Here is a 15,800-nt window from a genome sequence, read left to right on the forward strand (position 1 = left end):
GGAGCCTGCAGTAATGCCGAGCAAGCAAGGGGCCGAGGAGGCCATGAATGTGGAAGTCGCCGAGCCGGAAACGGACGACAGCACTGGTCAAGCAAGCACTGAAGAGACCAGCACTGAAAATGTCAGCGACGACGACATTTCTAAAAACGAAGATACAGACGAAGAGCGCTCAACCATCAATCAGGTGCCAGCTGACGTATCTAAGGAGGCTGAGGCCGAAGCACCGGCCCCCGTCGATGCAGAGGCCCAAAACGACGCATCTGAAGACATCGGTGCGGATGATGCCGATAGAGATGAAGAACAAAACGCAATGCCCCCAGCCCCCTCGGAATCAACCGTCGCTGCTGCTGCCTCTATTCCGGTCGAACCAGAGCAGCCCGGAGAAGAGCAGGAGAGCACCGCCCTGGATCCCGAAATCAGACAGGTCGACAGTGCCGCCGGCGGAAGCACGAAAAACCATCGTGAACAGGCCGAGTCCAGCGGAGGCGAAGAGAGCGAACCAGACCAACCGTCTGAGCCCACGCCAGGGGGTCTGTGACTCCTTGAGCAAGCGTTCCCTCAAGGCAGGATCCAGGCCAGATTTTGGGCGGGATTTATCGGACAATCGTCCAAGTTGGATTCAGAGCAAATGTTAAATTGAAACTGCCGCCGATGTAGCTCAGCCGGTAGAGCAACGCTTTCGTAAAGCGTGGGTCGCCTGTTCAAGTCAGGTCATCGGCTTCACATCATGATTACCGTCGTTTCAGCACGCGTTGAACGCATTTCTTGGTCAGTGTCAAGAGCTTGAACGATCCCTCTGGCAACGACACATCAGAGGAAAAAGCCTTGTTCTAATTGCAAAGTGCGGCAAGTCGAGGAACGGCACACAGCTGTTCACCCGTCTGAATTTTTCCGTCGGCAAGCAATCCCCAGGGAACAATCCAATCCTGTGGGTCAACGTCGTCGAGAACGCCACGTGCTTCTGGGTTGGGAATAAAAATCACTCGTCTTTGCTTCAACTTCAGGCGATCACGTAGCCAAGAGGTGTAGAGCTGAGATTCAAGGAGCTGCTGATAAGAGCCATCCCGCCTAATTTCCTCAAACCCGGCTTTCACAGCATCAGCCAGTCTTTTGTTGTCGGGGCTTACATAAAAGAAACCGGCGAACGGATAAGCCACAAGAAGATGGGGGTCAAGAACAAGTTGATCAGAAAAACGACGAGCCACCACCTGTTCACCCTCAATTTCAGCAACACCACGCAACAGCAGATCCACCCTCTGCTGATCAACGAGCCGAAATAAATTATCCCCGGCCGTTTCAAACGTTTTCAACCCAGCCGCGTCGAAAATATCCAACTCACTCCAACCATGCCCCTGCAACAACGTCAAAGCACGCAGATCCTGCAAGTTGTCGACGGCCTCCAGCCTCAACAGGCGATTGTCGTGAGTCCAACCGACCCGAAGCCCTAAAACACCTCCTGTGATGGGAATCGGAATCACCCGAAGTCGATCATTCAAGGCTCGACCTGCGCCATAGACCCCGATGGTGATGGCGTGGGGGTTCTTTTCTCCGACCCGCTGACCTGATGCCAAAGCATCAACGGCGGCATCCTGCGAGAGATCTTCAGCGGTGAGCCCAAAGGCAAAATCCACACCACTGCGCTCCATGATCAAGCGCAGTAGTTGAGTCTTGAACTCCCGCTCCGTATCACCAAGATCACGACCCAGCACAACGGGGACCACGCCATCGGGAATGGCCTGCACCTCCACAGGTGTAAGCAGATGCTTGTTGTCCAGACGGAGTCGACCTTCCGAAAACCTTGGTCGGATCGCCAGAAACGCCCCAACAACCACCAAGAGGCTCAGGCCAACGGAAGCGAGGGTTTGCGAGCCAAAGCGAGACAAGGGCATCAACCTGAGGGGATAATCAAGTAAACGCCAAACAACGTAAAGGCCAAATAACTGGGCAACAGGCAGCGCCGCAGAATGCCAGAAACCTGCTTGGAATACTGAGCCAAATGGTTATCAATCAACTCATCCGCACCAACCACATAAAGTATTCCAAGAAAAATAATAATCTGAAGATTACCAATGAATCCACTCATGGCAGTTACAGGCAACTTACCCGCAATAAATACATAATTACCGCCTGCAGAAACAACCGCAGCTAGAATCAAATCGTCACGACTACGACTTATCAGAAGAGCCATGCAGCAAAGACCAACAGCCAAAATATATCCAAGAAAATCAGGGGTAAACCACAGCAAACTCACCCGTTCCAGATGGATTTGGAATACCAATGTTTTCTGACGAATCAAAGGCAAGCCTGGCGTGGCCCCAGAGCCAAGATCACTCATGAAAGCCATCTTGGAAGGGAAGGCCTCTGAATCATGCAGCAACCAACCGGGAAGGAATAAGCCTGGACTCAGAGAGAAGCTATTGGATGGCACCATCTGCAAAGCAATCTGATTCAGCGGGTCCAGAAAACCCACCTCAATCTGCAAGTGCTGCATATCAAAGGGATAGCGACTCAACTGCCAGCGTTGCACTACCTGCGTACGGACTCGGTAAAGACTCCAGATGCGTCCATCGGCACGGGACTCTTGGCGAACTTTCTCAAAACGCTGTATGTCACCGTCATAAATACCATTCAGGACGGTGAGAGAATCACTGGGATTTTGATCAGCAGGACCGGACCAAATCGACCACAAAAAAAACTGTATTGAAAAGCGATTTTCAAGAAGGTCAAGATCACTCAGATTGGTGATGTATGAGCCAACCTGCAAAACCCCTGGGGAGTCAACCTGATCTTCAGGAACATCAATCAGCGTTTCAGAGAGTCTGTCCCAGTCAAAAACTGGAGAAGATGTTGTTGCAGGAAGGGGTGGAGCCTTTTTCAGAAACGGTTGCAACGACAAGCTCATGACAAGCACTGTCGCCACAAGCGTGATCAGCCAACGCATGCGACGGGACGAAACGCGCAAGTCCGGCTTCAAAGAACTTCCCGCACGATGACAACGGCAATACTTGAAGGCCACCGCCGTGCACGTTCTGTGATCCTTCCATCAAGAGGTGTGGCGTTCGAAACAGGCAGCTATGGGAACCCAGCGGCCACGAACCAACGCGACTACTGGCGTGTGACGTTGCAACTGGTGAAACGGGCGAAAGTGGACCTGGCGATGCTGGTGCTGATGAGTGCCGTGCTGATCCCGCTCGACATTCACCTCAAAGATTGGTTGCTCAGCACGAGGGCGGTGGCGGTACTGGGCATCGCCATGTCGATCTTCATCGGTTTCCGCAACACCCAAGCCATTAGCCGTTGGTGGGAAGCGCGAACACTGTGGGGAACAGTTGTGAACAAAAGCCGTGTCTGGGCTGACGGCCTGCGCGGGTTGCTCAGCGAGCAGCAATGGCGCAGTGAACGAACACAGCAGTTGGTGCAGCTTCAGGTGGCCATCGTTTGGCAATTGAACTTTCAGTTGCGCAACTTCTGGCATCCAGACCTACAGCTGATGCGACAACAACTGCTGGATCAGCTCGCACTGCCAGACGACAGCACAGTTCGGAGCCTTTCGGTTCAACGAATGATGGGCATTCAGAAACTGGCCGAAGATCAATGGATCCACGAGTGGGGCCGCAAGCATTTGCTGGAGATCAGTGATGCCATGACAGATGCCGTTGGTGGTCTCGAACGGATCCGCAACACCCCGATTCCACCGCCCTATGACCTCTTCGTTCGCGTCATCAATTGGGTGTTCGGAACTCAATTGCTTCTGTCGTTTGAAAGCCAGGGTTCAGCGCTTACGGGAATTCTGCTGTTCTTCGGGTTCCTGATTGCTGAGCGCATCGGGGCCTATGTGGAAGGGCCTTTCGATCAAGACGGCAGCAGCTTTTCAATGCCCCTGAATACGATCTGCGTGGGAATCAGTGAAGACCTGATGCCGAGAGAACTCAACTACGGCAGATATCGTCCCAGCAGGAATCCTGTTTTCTGGGATTGATGCAGGTGCCAACCGTGATGCGCATTGGATCGGCCATCAGCGGGTTGCTGCTGGCGCTTTTTCTTGTGGTTCATCTGGCCGGTTTGTTGCCCGCCCTGATCGCACCGGTGCAGTTCGAGCATTACGCCACGGCCCTGCATCACCAACCATGGCTGCCCGTGCTGGAAGTCAGTTTGGCCGCCACCACAGCCGTGCATCTGAGTTTCACCGTCGCCAAAACGCTACGGAATCGGGGTGCTGGAAACACAGCTGCTCTGAACAGCCGTCGCGGTCAACCGCTCCAGGCGCTTGCCAGCCGCAGCAAGGTTGCTGCCGGTGTGGTCACATTGGGATTTCTGGCCCTGCACCTGCAGCAACTGCGCTGGCCACGCCCGGCCGATGGATTGGAACGAGAGGTGCTGCAACGGGTGCTGCAGCAACCGATCAGCCTGGTGATCTATGCCGCAGGAAGCCTGGCCATCGGCCTGCACCTGCTGCATGGCACTGAAGCAGGACACCGCAACCTGGGTCTACTGACCCCGGCCAACGGCTCAAGCATCCGTTGGGGGGGGCGGCTCTTGGCGTCAGGGATCGGTGGAGGCTTCCTGCTGATCAGTCTGGGACTGGCCATCGGAGGGTTGGCATGACGAACGGACTGCCTGATCCCAGGATTCCCGCTGGTCCGATCGCCGATGCCTGGCGAAGGACCCGCGAAGGACTGCCGCTGATCAGCCCCCTCCGCAAAGGGCAGATGGATGTGCTCGTGGTGGGCACCGGCCTGGCGGGCGCTTCCGCAGCTGCGACTCTGGCCCAACAGGGCTACCGGGTGACGGTGCTCAGCTTCCACGACAGCCCGCGCCGCGCTCACTCGGTGGCGGCCCAGGGGGGCATCAATGCCGCACGTTCTGTGGCGGTGGATGGCGACAGCATCAGCCGCCTGTTCGCCGACACCCTCAAAGGGGGCGACTTCCGCGCCCGGGAAGCGGGCTGCCAGCGGCTGGCGGAAATCAGCAGCGGCATCATCGATCAATGCGTGGCCCAGGGGGTGCCGTTCGCGCGCGAATACGGCGGCAGCCTGGCCACCCGCAGTTTTGGCGGAGCCCTTGTGAGCCGCACCTTCTATGCCCGCGGGCAGACGGGCCAGCAATTGCTCTATGGCGCCTACCAGGCCTTGATGCGCCAGGTGGAGCTGGGCCGCGTTCAACTGCTCACCCGCCGGGACGTTCTCGAGGTGATCACCGTGGAAGGGGTTGCCCGCGGTGTGGTGGCGCGCCATCTGCTGAGCGGTGAACTGGAGGTGCACACCGCCCGCACGGTTCTGCTCTGCAGCGGTGGGTACAGCAACGTCTACTTCCTCTCCACCAATGCCCTGAAGTCGAACACCAGTGCGATCTGGAGGGCCCACCGCAAAGGGGCGCTGTTCGCGAATCCCTGCTTCACCCAGATCCATCCCACCTGCATTCCCAGTGGTGATGTCTTCCAGAGCAAGCTGACGCTGATGAGCGAAAGCCTGCGCAACGACGGACGGGTCTGGCTGCCCAAGAACCCTGGAGAGACACGCCAACCCGATGCGATTCCCGAAGCGGAACGCGACTACTTCCTTGAAAGGCTGTATCCCACCTACGGCAACATGACACCACGGGATGTTGCCTCGAGGCGGGCCAGAGAACTCTGCAACGCGGGGCGGGGCGTTGGCCCAGGGGGCCGGTCGGTGTACCTCGACCTCACCGATGCGATCAAAGCCGAAGGCAAAGGTGCCATTGCGGCCCGCTACGGCAACCTAATGACGATGTATGAGCGCATCAGCGGCGACGACCCGTACAAAAAGCCGATGCGGATCTACCCCGCACCCCACTACACGATGGGAGGCCTCTGGGTCGATTACCACTTGATGAGTTCGATCCCCGGCCTGTTTGTGCTGGGGGAAGCGAACTACTCCGAACATGGTGCCAACCGCCTCGGCGCCAGCGCTCTGATGCAAGGGCTCGCCGATGGCTACTTCATCGCGCCGTCCACGGTTACGGCTTGGCTGGCTGGCACCCCGGCGCAGGATGTACCCAGCGATCACCCTGCTTGCCGCGAGGCATTGGAAAGCACCCGCCGCCGCATCAGCCAATTGATCAACAGCGAAGGCAACACCCCGGTGGACAGCTTCCATCGCCAGCTAGGCAGCGTGATGATCGACCGCTGCGGAATTAGCCGCCATGCCGATGATCTGCGGGAGGGACTGGAGCAGGTGAGGGCGCTGGAACAGCGATTCGAGGCCGAGGTTCGGGTGCCTGGCGAGGCCAGCGGCCCCAATGCCGAGCTGGAGAAAGCCCTGCGGGTGAAGGACTTCTTCGGGCTAGCCCAGCTGATGCTGCGGGATGCCCTGGCCCGGGAGGAGTCGTGCGGTGCCCACTTCCGCGAGGAACACCAAAGTGACGAGGGCGAAGCCCGACGCGATGACGTGAACTTCGCCCACATCGCGGCCTGGGAACACAGGGCAGACGGTGAACCGATCCGCCACAGCGAACCGCTGCAGTTCACCGCGCTGCAACCCAGCACCCGGAGCTACAAATGAAACTCACCCTGCGCATCTGGCGGCAGAGCAGCGCCGATCAACCCGGTGGTTACCAGAGCCATCGGCTGGAGAACGTCTCCCCCGACCTCTCCCTGCTGGAGGCCCTCGATCAGCTCAACGAACAACTGATCAGCTCCGGAGAACGGCCGGTGAGCTTCGAACACGACTGCCGCGAAGGCATCTGCGGCAGCTGCGGCTTCCTGGTGAATGGCCAGGCCCATGGCCCTCGGGCCGCCACATCGGTGTGTCAGCTCTACCTGCGGGAGTTCAGCGATGGCGAGGTGCTGACCCTGGATCCATGGCGAGCCAAGGCCTTTCCTCCGATCCAGGATCTGATGGTGGACCGCTCCGCCTTTGACCGGCTGATCGCCGCCGGCGGCTACTGCTCAACCGGCACCGGCCAGGCCCCGGACGGCAATGCGATGCCCGTGGGCCGGGAGCAAGCCGCCAGCGCCTTCAGCACAGCAACCTGCATCGGTTGTGGCGCCTGCGTCGCCAGCTGCCGTAATGCCTCAGCAAGCCTGTTCGTGGCCGCCAAGCTGGCGCACCTGGGCCAGCTTCCGCAGGGACAACCGGAACGGGCCGGCCGCGCCGACGCCATGCAACGTCAGATGGAGGCAGAGGGCTTCGGCAGCTGCAGCAGCAACCTCGAATGCGAGGCGGTCTGTCCCCAGGAGATTTCCGCAGACTGGATCAGCTGGATGCACCGCGAACGCAGGAGCTGACTGCGCAAGAACACCACAATCGCTGGTGCAACAGCCCAGTCATCATCAGAAACTTTTTCCTGATGATCAACAATAAATCACTACTGTTTTAAATATCGACCCAAACCAGCAACATGCAATCCAACCCCCAGCCGGAGCAAATCACCAAAACGGTGGTTGGCATGACCACCATCTTCATTGGCGGCATTGCCCTGCTCTCCAGCGTGTTCGTTGTTCCCGCCGGTGAGGTTGGCGTTGTCACCACCCTTGGAAAAGTCTCCGACACCCCAAGAGAGCCGGGTTTGAACCTCAAACTTCCGTTCATTCAGTCGACCCATAATTTCAGCGTCAGAACGCAGGTCATCCCCGAAAAATTCTCAACACTCACCAAAGACCTACAGGTAATCGAAGCCACAGCCACGGTGAAATATGCGGTCAAGCCCGGGGAAGCCCCCAGGATCTACAGCACGATTGCCACCGATGACTCTGCGATTTACGCAAGGGTAATTCAGCCATCACTGCTGAAATCCCTGAAGTCAGTGTTCTCAAAGTATGAACTCGACACTATCGCCACCGACTGGAACAACATTTCCACCCTTGTACAAGAAAGCGTCTCCAATGAACTAAGCAAATTCGACTATGTAGCGGTTAAAGGTTTGGACATCACTGGCCTCAAGATTGCTGAGGAATACCGAGCAGCAATCGAGCAGAAGCAAATCGCTCAACAGCAACTTCTGCGCGCCAAAACAGAGGTTCAGATCGCCGAGCAAGAGGCCCTGAAGTTTCAGACCTTGACCCGCTCGCTCAATGACAGCGTTCTCTACAAGTTGTTCCTTGACAAGTGGGACGGAAAAACAAAGGTGGTGCCGCCCATTCGCGGGGGGAGCACGCCGCCGGTGATTGTCGGGCAATAACGGGATGCGTCAGAGCCCAGCGCATCCGCGGGTCGCAGCCTGCAGGTCGGCAACGGCCTGGGCGCCGCGGCCCGCCTGCAGCTGCTGCATCACCAAATCCGCCTGGACCCCAAGCAAAAGGGTCTGGCACGGATAGGCACTGCGAGCCGACGCCTGTCGCTGCAGCGCCTCCGCTTCAATCAAGGCTTGTTCGCACAGCTGAGGATGGCCCTGCTCTAGGCAGAGCCTTGCTCGGGCCTGAAAGGCTGCCAAAGGCGAAGCCCGCACCACAGGGGCTGCTATGCCAAGAACCAGCAGGACTGTGACGGAGCGCGCGAGCAGGTCTCAGGGGGGCGATTTGCTGAGATGATGCCTCAACTTCGACTTATCGCACCGCCGTGTACACCGACTGGACCGCCATTGCCCTGCTGCTGTTCACTGCGGTGCCGCTGTTGATCGTTGTGGCGACGGCCGCCTACTTCGTCATCCAGAACGATCAGAAAACTCCCCTGGGCTGAGAATCAAGCCAGGGGACGGGTCGGACAGGTGAGTCTGGCCAGGCCTGGGGTGTTGAGGGGTTGGTGGTTCAACGGTGCGGATTGCACCGCGGAACTGAGCTGACCGGTTCCAAGACAGACGATGCAGGTTCGGAAGCGATCTCCCGAAACCCTCTGCATTCCACTGCCACCACAGACGGTGCACGTGCACATGATCCCAAGGATCAGACGATGGGTTCAGTGTGGGGCGAAAACCCGACACTGATCCCGAAGTGTTCCTTAAGAAATCACTGCATTGATCTTCTGCTGCGTCAAGTGTTCAAGCAACTCTGTTGCAGTTAGGCGTGCACCGGGTTCAAGTAGCTGAAGACCTGAAGCCAAGCGCCCGATCACAGCGGCCGCATCCAACCCAGCGATGCGGAGCGGTTCCAGGCCTGAACTGGCCTCACGCTTGGATAATTTTTGACCTTTGGCATCGCGCAACAGCGGCCCATGGCGGAACTGGGGAGGAGATTCACCAAGGGCCGCGAACAGGCTGCGCTGAGCTGGCAGGGCCTCGCGCAGATCACCACCGCGCACCACATCGGTGATGCCGAAACTGAGTTCGTCGATCACGGTGGCGAGTTGGTAAGCGATGAAGCCATCGGCTCGCCGTAGCACCACATCGCCACTGCCGTGGGGATCGTGATCGGCAACCCGCAGGCGCCAACTGGGAAGCCGCTGTTGCTGCCAGCCCCAGCTGTGCCCAGCCGTCCGGCAGAAGCCGGGGTAGATCGGCTGATCGGCAAGCTCCCGCCGGGAGCAGCGACAAGCGAACAACTTTCCGGAGCGGCGCAACCACGACAACCAGGAGTGGTAAGTGCCACGCCGTTCGCTCTGCAGCACCACCGGGCCATCCCACTCCAGGCCCAGCCAGAGCAAATCGCTTTGGATCGCCTCGATGGCACCAGGGCGATTGCGCGGTGTGTCGAGGTCATCGATGCGGAGCAACCAGGCACCACCGGCCTGACGCGCCGCCAACCACGAGAGCAGGGCGGTCTGCAGGTTGCCCAGATGGAGCACTCCCGTGGGAGATGGGGCGAAACGTCCGCGGTAGTCACCTGCGGCAGCCAAGGCTCGCCCCGCCGCCAGATGTTGCTGCAGATGCTCCGGAACAACCATCATCTCGAACAGCCATCAAAAAAGGCGACCCACTGGGCCGCCTGGAGAACGAGGTTGAGGCCTTGATCAGCCCTGAACGCGATCTTTGAACATCTTGCCGGCGGTGAAGGCGGGAACACGCTTAGCGGGAATCGCAATCTTCTCGCCGGTCTTGGGGTTCAGACCCTGACGGGCGGAGCGCTCACGGGGTTCAAAGGAACCGAAACCCAGGATGGACACCTTCTTGCCTTCCACCACGGAGTCGATGATCGTGTCGATAGCGGCGTCGACAACCATGGAGACGTCGGTCTTGGTGAGCTCGGTGCGAGCAGCCACCAGATTCACCAGATCAGCTTTGTTCATTGGTTAGAGAGAGTCGGGGGGCGGGAGACGGCTCAGATACGGCGTCGTGGGCTCGCCGCTGCCTTCCCCAAGCGGCCCAATCGTATGGAGGGCAACCGGTTGCTGCAAGCGAAACGTGCTGTGCCGCAACGCTTTAGCAGTTCTCCGCAACATCGCTCCAACCGCTGAAGGGCACGAGCCGCTCCCCACGCAAGGCACCAAGCGCAGCCCCAGACAGCAGTTGGGGACTCGCATCTGGGGGAATCCAATCCCTGAGTTTGGCCAGACTATTCAGCTGTCTGGGCCAATGAAATGTGCGGGCATGGCGCATCGGTGCGAGCTGCCCTGGAGCCCATGGCGTCAGCAAACGCCCGCAGAACAACAGCTCATTTGGTGCCGGAGCGAACACCACACAGCTCCCCGGCGTCGGTCCTGGCGTCCACAACAGCCGCAATCCACTCGCCGTGGTGTGTTCCTCGGCAAAGGTCTCCAACGGCTCAACATTGGGCAAGAGATAGGCCTCCTGTTCCTGCACCAGCACCGGCCATCCCAAGCGCTCCTGAACGCGACGCAGGCGCCCATGCCCTTCACGACTGGTGAGCAGAATCCTTGGCCTGCGGGTTCCCGCCAGCTGGCGCAGGGAAGTGAGGCTGGCCTCCGTCAACGGCGGACAGTCCACCAGCACGGGCTCGGGATCGAGATCGAGCCACCAGGAACTGCCGCCTTGGCTGTCGCGGTTGGGTGGAAACAACCAGAGGTCGTCGCGCAGCTGCTGCGGCGGCCGACCAGCCTCAAGTGTGGTGGTCATCGCCATTGGTTCAAAACAACGGACCTAACCACTAGTTTGAAGTCGAGATGCCCCAACAGGCCTTGAGTGGCATTCACCCCGGTTCTCCCTGGCCTTTGGGCAGCAGCCTCACCAACAGAGGGGTGAACTTTGTATTGGCGGCTCCCGGGGCCGACCGCATTGAGCTGTTGCTTTACAGCAACAGCAACGAACGCAGCCCAGAGCGGGTGATCGAACTGGATGGTCGACGTCACCGCTCAGGCGACTACTGGCACGTCGAGGTCGAAGGGCTCAACGAAGGCTGCTGCTACGGCTACCGGGTCTTCGGGCCGCTGGCGCCGGGGGGCCATGGCTTCCAGCCCTCCAAGGTGCTGCTGGACCCCGCCGCCCGAGCCATCAGTGGCTGGGACGTCTACGACCGGGTGCTGGCCACCGGGCCCTCACCCAACGCCCATGCCTGCCTAAAGGCGGTGGTGTGCGAACGGGACCTGTTCGATTTTCAGGCCCATCCCCGCCCACGCCACAGCTGGCAACGCACGGTGATCTACGAGCTGCACGTGGGAGGCTTCACCCGCCGCGAGGATGCAGGAGTCGCCGTAGAGCACCGCGGCACCTACCTCGGCTTGATCGAGAAGCTGCCCTACCTCAAGGAGCTGGGCATCACGGCTGTGGAGCTGTTACCGGTGTTCTGCTTCGACCCGGCCGATGCCCCCCCGGGGCGCGACAACGTGTGGGGGTACAGCCCCCTGAGCTGGTTCGCACCCCACCACGGCTACTGCAGCAGCGGCGATCCGCTGCAGGCCCGCCATGAGGTGCGCCAACTGGTGGCCGCCTGCCATGACGCCGGCATCGAGGTGCTGCTGGATGTGGTCTACAACCACACCACCGAGGGCAACCGTCATGGCCCAACGCTGAGCTGGCGCGGCTGTGCTGACAACGTCTATTACCACCAAAACGACGTCGGCGATTATCAGGACGTGAGCGGCTGCGGCAACTCAATCGCTGCCAATGCTCCGATCAGCACCCAGCTGATCCTCGAGTCGATGCGCTGCTGGGCCTTGGAGCTGGGGGTGGATGGCTTCCGCTTCGACCTGGGCATCGCCCTGAGCCGCGGCGATCAACTCAAACCCCTGGACGAACCGCCACTATTCATAGCGATGGAGGCCGACCCGCAGCTGAGCGACCTCAAGCTGGTGAGTGAACCTTGGGACTGCGGCGGCCTGTATCGGCTGGAGGATTTTCCCGCCAAGCGGATCGGCACCTGGAACGGCCATTTCCGCGACGGAGTGCGGCGCTTCTGGAAGGGTGACGACCACAGCACCTGGACCCTGGCCCAGCGGTTCAAGGGCAGCCCCGATCTCTATGACGGCAAGCCCGTGGCCCTGGGGCGTTCGGTGAACTTCATCACCGCCCATGACGGCTTCACCCTGGCGGATCTGGTGAGCTACAACCGCAAGCACAACCTGGCCAACGGCGAAGACAACCGCGACGGCGAAAACCACAACAACAGCTGGAACCACGGCATCGAAGGCCCCAGCAGCAATCCTCTGGTGCAAAGCCTGCGGCGGCGTCAGCAACGCAACCTGCTCAGCTCGCTGCTGCTGGCCCGTGGCGTGCCAATGCTGCTCATGGGAGACGAAGTGGGCCGCAGCCAAGGAGGCAACAACAACAGTTGGTGCCAGAACAGCCCCCTGGGCTGGATGGTCTGGGATAAAGACCACTGCGACCTGGAACTCAAGCAGTTTCTGCAACGCCTGCTGCGGCTGCGCCAGGCCCTGCCGCAACTGTTCAATCCACTGGTGCCGCCACGGGAAAGCAACCGCAAATCAGCGGAGCAGCCTTCGGAGCAGCGCAGCGATCTCTGGCGTCAATGGCACGGGGTGAGCCTGGCCAAGCCCGATTGGGCGGCCTGGAGCCGCACCACGGCCACCAGCCTCCACCGCGGCAGCCACGGTGCACTGCTGTGGATGGGCTTCAACGCCTACAAAGAAAGCCTGAGCTTTGAGTTGCCAGTTCCGGCCTCCCCTTGGAAACGGGTGATCGACACCTCCTTGCCCAGCCCCAAGGATTTCCCAGCAGAGCCGGCCAATTTCAGCGGGGTGGAAATTCCGCTGCAGAGCCGCAGTTTCGTGCTGCTGCTTGCCGAAGAGGTAACGACTGACCTTCGGTTGTGATCAGAGCGGGTGACGGGAATCGAACCCGTGTCATCAGCTTGGAAGGCTGAGGTCTTACCATTACACAACACCCGCGTAGTACAAACACACCACTGCCCAAGGGGGTGGTGGTGACGTATGCACGCATTCATTATGGCAATCCGCCTGCCTGAAGCCTCCGCGTGACACCGACCGACGCATCCCTGCAGGGATCCCGCCGCAGGCTGATGCTTGCTTACGGCCTGGGCGACGCCGGCACCGGACTTGCCGCCACCCAGCTGGGCTTCTATCTCTTCCCCTTTTTCATCTGCGCCGCCGGCCTGCCGGCCTTCATCGCCGGTTCCCTGCTCACGGTGAGCAAGGTCTGGGATGCCCTGAATGACCCGTTGATCGGCTGGCTCAGCGATCACACCCGCAGCCGCTGGGGCCCGCGCCTGCCCTGGATTCTGACAGCAGCCCTACCGCTGGGCATCAGCCTGGCGGCGATGTGGTGGGTGCCACCGGGCAACACGGTGCAGCGCACGATCTACTACGCCGTGATGGCGGTCTTACTGATGACCGCCTACACCAGCGTCAACCTGCCCTACGCCGCCCTGGGCACCGAGCTCACGCCCGACACCGCCATTCGCACCCGCCTCAATGCGGCACGGTTCACCGGCTCCATCCTGGCCGGCCTGAGCGGACTGATTGTGGCCTCGGTGGTGCTCACCGATGGGGGCGGGGGCTACCTGGCGATGGGCCGGATCACCGGCAGCATCGCTGCCACCACAACACTGCTCTGCTGCTGGGGGCTGGCCCCGTACGCCAAGCGGGCCCAAAGGCCAGTGCCCAACAACGAGCCGCCGATGCAGCAGCTCAAACGAGTGATGGCCAACCCCCGCTTCCGCCAGGTGCTGGGGCTGTACCTGCTGCTCTGGTTCGGCCTGCAACTGATGCAGGTGGTGGCCTTGATCTGGCTGGTGCAGGTGGTGCATGTGCCCAACAACCTTTCCACCTGGATCTTGTTGCCTTTTCAGATCGCTGCCCTGCTGGGCCTTCAGCTCTGGAGCAACCTCTGCAACCGCATCGGACGGGTGGCCACCCTGCGCTGGGGCGCAGGGCTGTGGATCAGCGCCTGCCTGCTCTCGATGTTATTCCCGCCACTGGCGACAGATCCCAGCCTGCTGCAGCTGTTGCCGCTGGTGGGGCTGATTGCCCTGGTGGGGGTAGGGGCCGCCACCGCCTATCTGATCCCTTGGTCGCTGCTGCCCGATGCGATCGACGCTGACCCGAGCAAACCCGCCGGGCTCTACACCGCCTGGATGGTGTTCGGCCAGAAGCTGATCATCGGCCTCACCATGTCGGTGTTCGGCAGCCTGCTCTCGCTCACGGGCTATATCTCCGCCAAGGGAGGCAACTGCAGCGGGGCGCTGAGTTTCATCGAACAGCCGGATTCAGCCCTGCTAGCAATCCGGCTCTGCATGGGCCTGATTCCCGCCATCCTTGTGCTGCTTGGTCTTGTGGTGATGCGAGGCTGGCCCGACCGTGGAGCCCACCTGCAGAAGGCCGCCGGATGAACACGCCCCGTTCGATCAAACGCCTGGGCGCCAGCCTGCTGATCGGAGGCCAGGCCGTGGCCGCCACCCTGCGCGGCCGCATTGATCGGGGGGAGCTGTTTGAGCAAATGCTCGACGCTGGCCCGGGCAGCGTGCTGATCGTGCTGATCATCTCGGTGGCAGCCGGCTCGGTGTTCAACATTCAGGTGGCCGCGGAACTCACACGCCAGGGGGCGGGATCAACGGTGGGCGGCATCCTGGCGATCGGCCTAGCGCGGGAGATCGCCCCCCTGCTCACCTCCTGCCTGCTAGCGGGCAAGGTTGCCACCGCCTACGCCGCCCAGCTGGGCACAATGAAGGTGACTGAACAGATCGACGCGATCACGATGCTGCGCACCGATCCGGTGGAGTACCTGGTGGTGCCCCGGATGATCGCGATGGTGGTGATGGCACCCGTGCAGTGCTTCTTCTTTTTCCTCGTAGCGGTGTGGTCGGGCCAACTCACCAGCACGGCCCTCTACAACATCCCTCCAGCGGTGTTCTGGACCTCGGTGCGCACCTGGATGGCCCCACTGGACCTTCCGTTCATGCTGGTGAAGGCCCTGGTGTTCGGACTGATCATCGCGACGGTGGCCTGCGGCTGGGGACTGACCACCCGCGGCGGCCCCAAGGAAGTGGGCACCAGCACCACCGGCGCGGTGGTGATGATCCTGATCCTGGTGGCCCTGATGGATGTCGTTCTTACCCAGGTGCTGTTCGGAGCATGAGTTCAACCCCCGCCCCCGTCACCCTTAAGCCGGACGTTCGGCTGCCACTGCTGGTGGTGGCCCTTGGCCTGGCGCTGTTGCCGCTGCCGTTGTCCCCCTGGCCCACGCTGGTGGTGGCACTGTTCGGCCTGTTCCTGCTGATCCAGAGCGCAAGCCTTCGCTTGGAATTCAAAGAAGACGCTCTGATCGTGTGGCAGAACGGCCGCGAGCTAAGGCGTTTCCCCTACGACCAATGGTTGAGCTGGCGGCTGTTCGCCCCTGGGCTGCCAGGCCTTTTCTATTTCCGCGAGACCCAGAGCATTCACTTCCTGCCGATCCTGTTCAGCCCGAAGGAGCTGCGAGAACAGCTGGAACTGCGGGTTGGAGCACTGGAAGTACCGAAAGAGGACCCGAAAGGCAACACGAAAACAAACGAGCCGTAGCACGTTTTCGCAACGAATACGTGCACATTTGAACGCAAT

At 60.4% G+C, this 15,800-nt stretch carries 17 protein-coding genes and 2 tRNA genes; 10 read left to right on the plus strand and 9 right to left on the minus strand.

The annotated features are described in order from the left end of the window. Positions 1–331: 331 nt before the first annotated feature. Positions 332–604 carry a DUF3493 domain-containing protein gene (locus Q3Y53_RS08245; protein ID WP_303534947.1) on the minus strand — a complete coding sequence of 91 codons (273 nt, stop codon included), beginning with the start codon at positions 602–604 and terminating at the stop codon, positions 332–334. Between the two features lie 43 nt (positions 605–647). On the opposite strand from Q3Y53_RS08245, the gene Q3Y53_RS08250 reads away from it, so the two are divergent. After that, positions 648–720, plus strand: a tRNA-Thr gene (locus tag Q3Y53_RS08250). 110 nt (positions 721–830) lie between these two features. Here the strand turns inward: Q3Y53_RS08250 and Q3Y53_RS08255 are convergent. Further along, positions 831–1,889: a hypothetical protein gene (locus tag Q3Y53_RS08255; protein ID WP_303534949.1), complete on the minus strand. Its 1,059-nt coding sequence runs from the start codon at positions 1,887–1,889 to the stop codon at positions 831–833. Further along, positions 1,889–2,941, minus strand: a complete 1,053-nt coding sequence (locus tag Q3Y53_RS08260; protein WP_303534951.1) for a hypothetical protein — start codon at positions 2,939–2,941, stop codon at positions 1,889–1,891. Before Q3Y53_RS08260 ends, Q3Y53_RS08255 begins: the two co-directional genes overlap by 1 nt. A gap of 111 nt (positions 2,942–3,052) precedes the next feature. On the opposite strand from Q3Y53_RS08260, the gene Q3Y53_RS08265 reads away from it, so the two are divergent. The 5 genes from Q3Y53_RS08265 (at position 3,053) to Q3Y53_RS08285 (ending at position 8,139) form a co-directional block, all read left to right on the plus strand. After that, complete coding sequence (locus Q3Y53_RS08265; RefSeq protein WP_303534952.1) at positions 3,053–3,979, plus strand: bestrophin family ion channel; 927 nt, start codon at positions 3,053–3,055, stop codon at positions 3,977–3,979. Next, on the plus strand, positions 3,979–4,605 hold the full coding sequence (locus Q3Y53_RS08270) for a succinate dehydrogenase cytochrome b subunit (protein WP_303534954.1): 627 nt from the start codon (positions 3,979–3,981) through the stop codon (positions 4,603–4,605). The genes Q3Y53_RS08265 and Q3Y53_RS08270 overlap by 1 nt, the downstream gene beginning before the upstream one ends. After that, positions 4,602–6,521, plus strand: coding sequence for a fumarate reductase/succinate dehydrogenase flavoprotein subunit (locus Q3Y53_RS08275; protein WP_303534956.1), 1,920 nt, complete (start codon positions 4,602–4,604; stop codon positions 6,519–6,521). Before Q3Y53_RS08270 ends, Q3Y53_RS08275 begins: the two co-directional genes overlap by 4 nt. Beyond that, on the plus strand, positions 6,518–7,246 hold the full coding sequence (locus tag Q3Y53_RS08280) for a succinate dehydrogenase/fumarate reductase iron-sulfur subunit (protein ID WP_303534957.1): 729 nt from the start codon (positions 6,518–6,520) through the stop codon (positions 7,244–7,246). The genes Q3Y53_RS08275 and Q3Y53_RS08280 overlap by 4 nt, the downstream gene beginning before the upstream one ends. A 113-nt stretch (positions 7,247–7,359) precedes the next feature. Then, positions 7,360–8,139, plus strand: a complete 780-nt coding sequence (locus tag Q3Y53_RS08285) for a prohibitin family protein (protein WP_226425227.1) — start codon at positions 7,360–7,362, stop codon at positions 8,137–8,139. A gap of 9 nt (positions 8,140–8,148) precedes the next feature. Here Q3Y53_RS08285 and Q3Y53_RS08290 read toward each other — a convergent pair whose 3' ends face one another. The 5 genes from Q3Y53_RS08290 to Q3Y53_RS08310 all read right to left on the minus strand — a co-directional run bounded on the left by Q3Y53_RS08290 (position 8,149) and on the right by Q3Y53_RS08310 (position 10,911). Beyond that, entirely contained in the window at positions 8,149–8,406 is a 258-nt protein-coding gene (locus tag Q3Y53_RS08290; RefSeq protein WP_303534960.1) for a hypothetical protein, read from the minus strand. Between the two features lie 233 nt (positions 8,407–8,639). Next, complete coding sequence (locus tag Q3Y53_RS08295; protein WP_303534962.1) at positions 8,640–8,828, minus strand: hypothetical protein; 189 nt, start codon at positions 8,826–8,828, stop codon at positions 8,640–8,642. A gap of 66 nt (positions 8,829–8,894) precedes the next feature. Next, entirely contained in the window at positions 8,895–9,776 is an 882-nt protein-coding gene (gluQRS, locus tag Q3Y53_RS08300; RefSeq protein WP_303535330.1) for a tRNA glutamyl-Q(34) synthetase GluQRS, read from the minus strand. A 66-nt stretch (positions 9,777–9,842) separates the two neighbouring features. Beyond that, positions 9,843–10,118 carry an HU family DNA-binding protein gene (locus Q3Y53_RS08305; RefSeq protein ID WP_006850925.1) on the minus strand — a complete coding sequence of 92 codons (276 nt, stop codon included), beginning with the start codon at positions 10,116–10,118 and terminating at the stop codon, positions 9,843–9,845. A gap of 133 nt (positions 10,119–10,251) precedes the next feature. Next, entirely contained in the window at positions 10,252–10,911 is a 660-nt protein-coding gene (locus Q3Y53_RS08310) for an MBL fold metallo-hydrolase (protein WP_303534984.1), read from the minus strand. 41 nt (positions 10,912–10,952) lie between these two features. Between Q3Y53_RS08310 and Q3Y53_RS08315 the strand changes: the two genes are divergently transcribed. Further along, a complete protein-coding gene (locus Q3Y53_RS08315) occupies positions 10,953–13,058 on the plus strand; it encodes a glycogen-debranching protein (RefSeq protein WP_303534986.1) in 2,106 nt (701 codons plus the stop codon). A gap of 4 nt (positions 13,059–13,062) precedes the next feature. Here Q3Y53_RS08315 and Q3Y53_RS08320 read toward each other — a convergent pair. Continuing rightward, positions 13,063–13,133, minus strand: a tRNA-Gly gene (locus Q3Y53_RS08320). 131 nt (positions 13,134–13,264) lie between these two features. Between Q3Y53_RS08320 and Q3Y53_RS08325 the strand changes: the two genes are divergently transcribed. Genes Q3Y53_RS08325 through Q3Y53_RS08335 form a run of 3 tightly spaced genes read left to right on the plus strand, consistent with a single transcriptional unit; the run spans position 13,265 to position 15,761 of the window. Further along, positions 13,265–14,593 carry an MFS transporter gene (locus Q3Y53_RS08325; protein WP_303535332.1) on the plus strand — a complete coding sequence of 443 codons (1,329 nt, stop codon included), beginning with the start codon at positions 13,265–13,267 and terminating at the stop codon, positions 14,591–14,593. Continuing rightward, complete coding sequence (locus tag Q3Y53_RS08330; protein WP_303534988.1) at positions 14,590–15,339, plus strand: ABC transporter permease; 750 nt, start codon at positions 14,590–14,592, stop codon at positions 15,337–15,339. The genes Q3Y53_RS08325 and Q3Y53_RS08330 overlap by 4 nt, the downstream gene beginning before the upstream one ends. Beyond that, on the plus strand, positions 15,336–15,761 hold the full coding sequence (locus tag Q3Y53_RS08335; protein WP_303534989.1) for a DUF3119 family protein: 426 nt from the start codon (positions 15,336–15,338) through the stop codon (positions 15,759–15,761). Before Q3Y53_RS08330 ends, Q3Y53_RS08335 begins: the two co-directional genes overlap by 4 nt. Positions 15,762–15,800 lie beyond the last annotated feature (39 nt).

This window comes from Synechococcus sp. YX-04-1 (assembly GCF_030546365.1).
GTDB lineage: Bacteria > Cyanobacteriota > Cyanobacteriia > PCC-6307 > Cyanobiaceae > Parasynechococcus.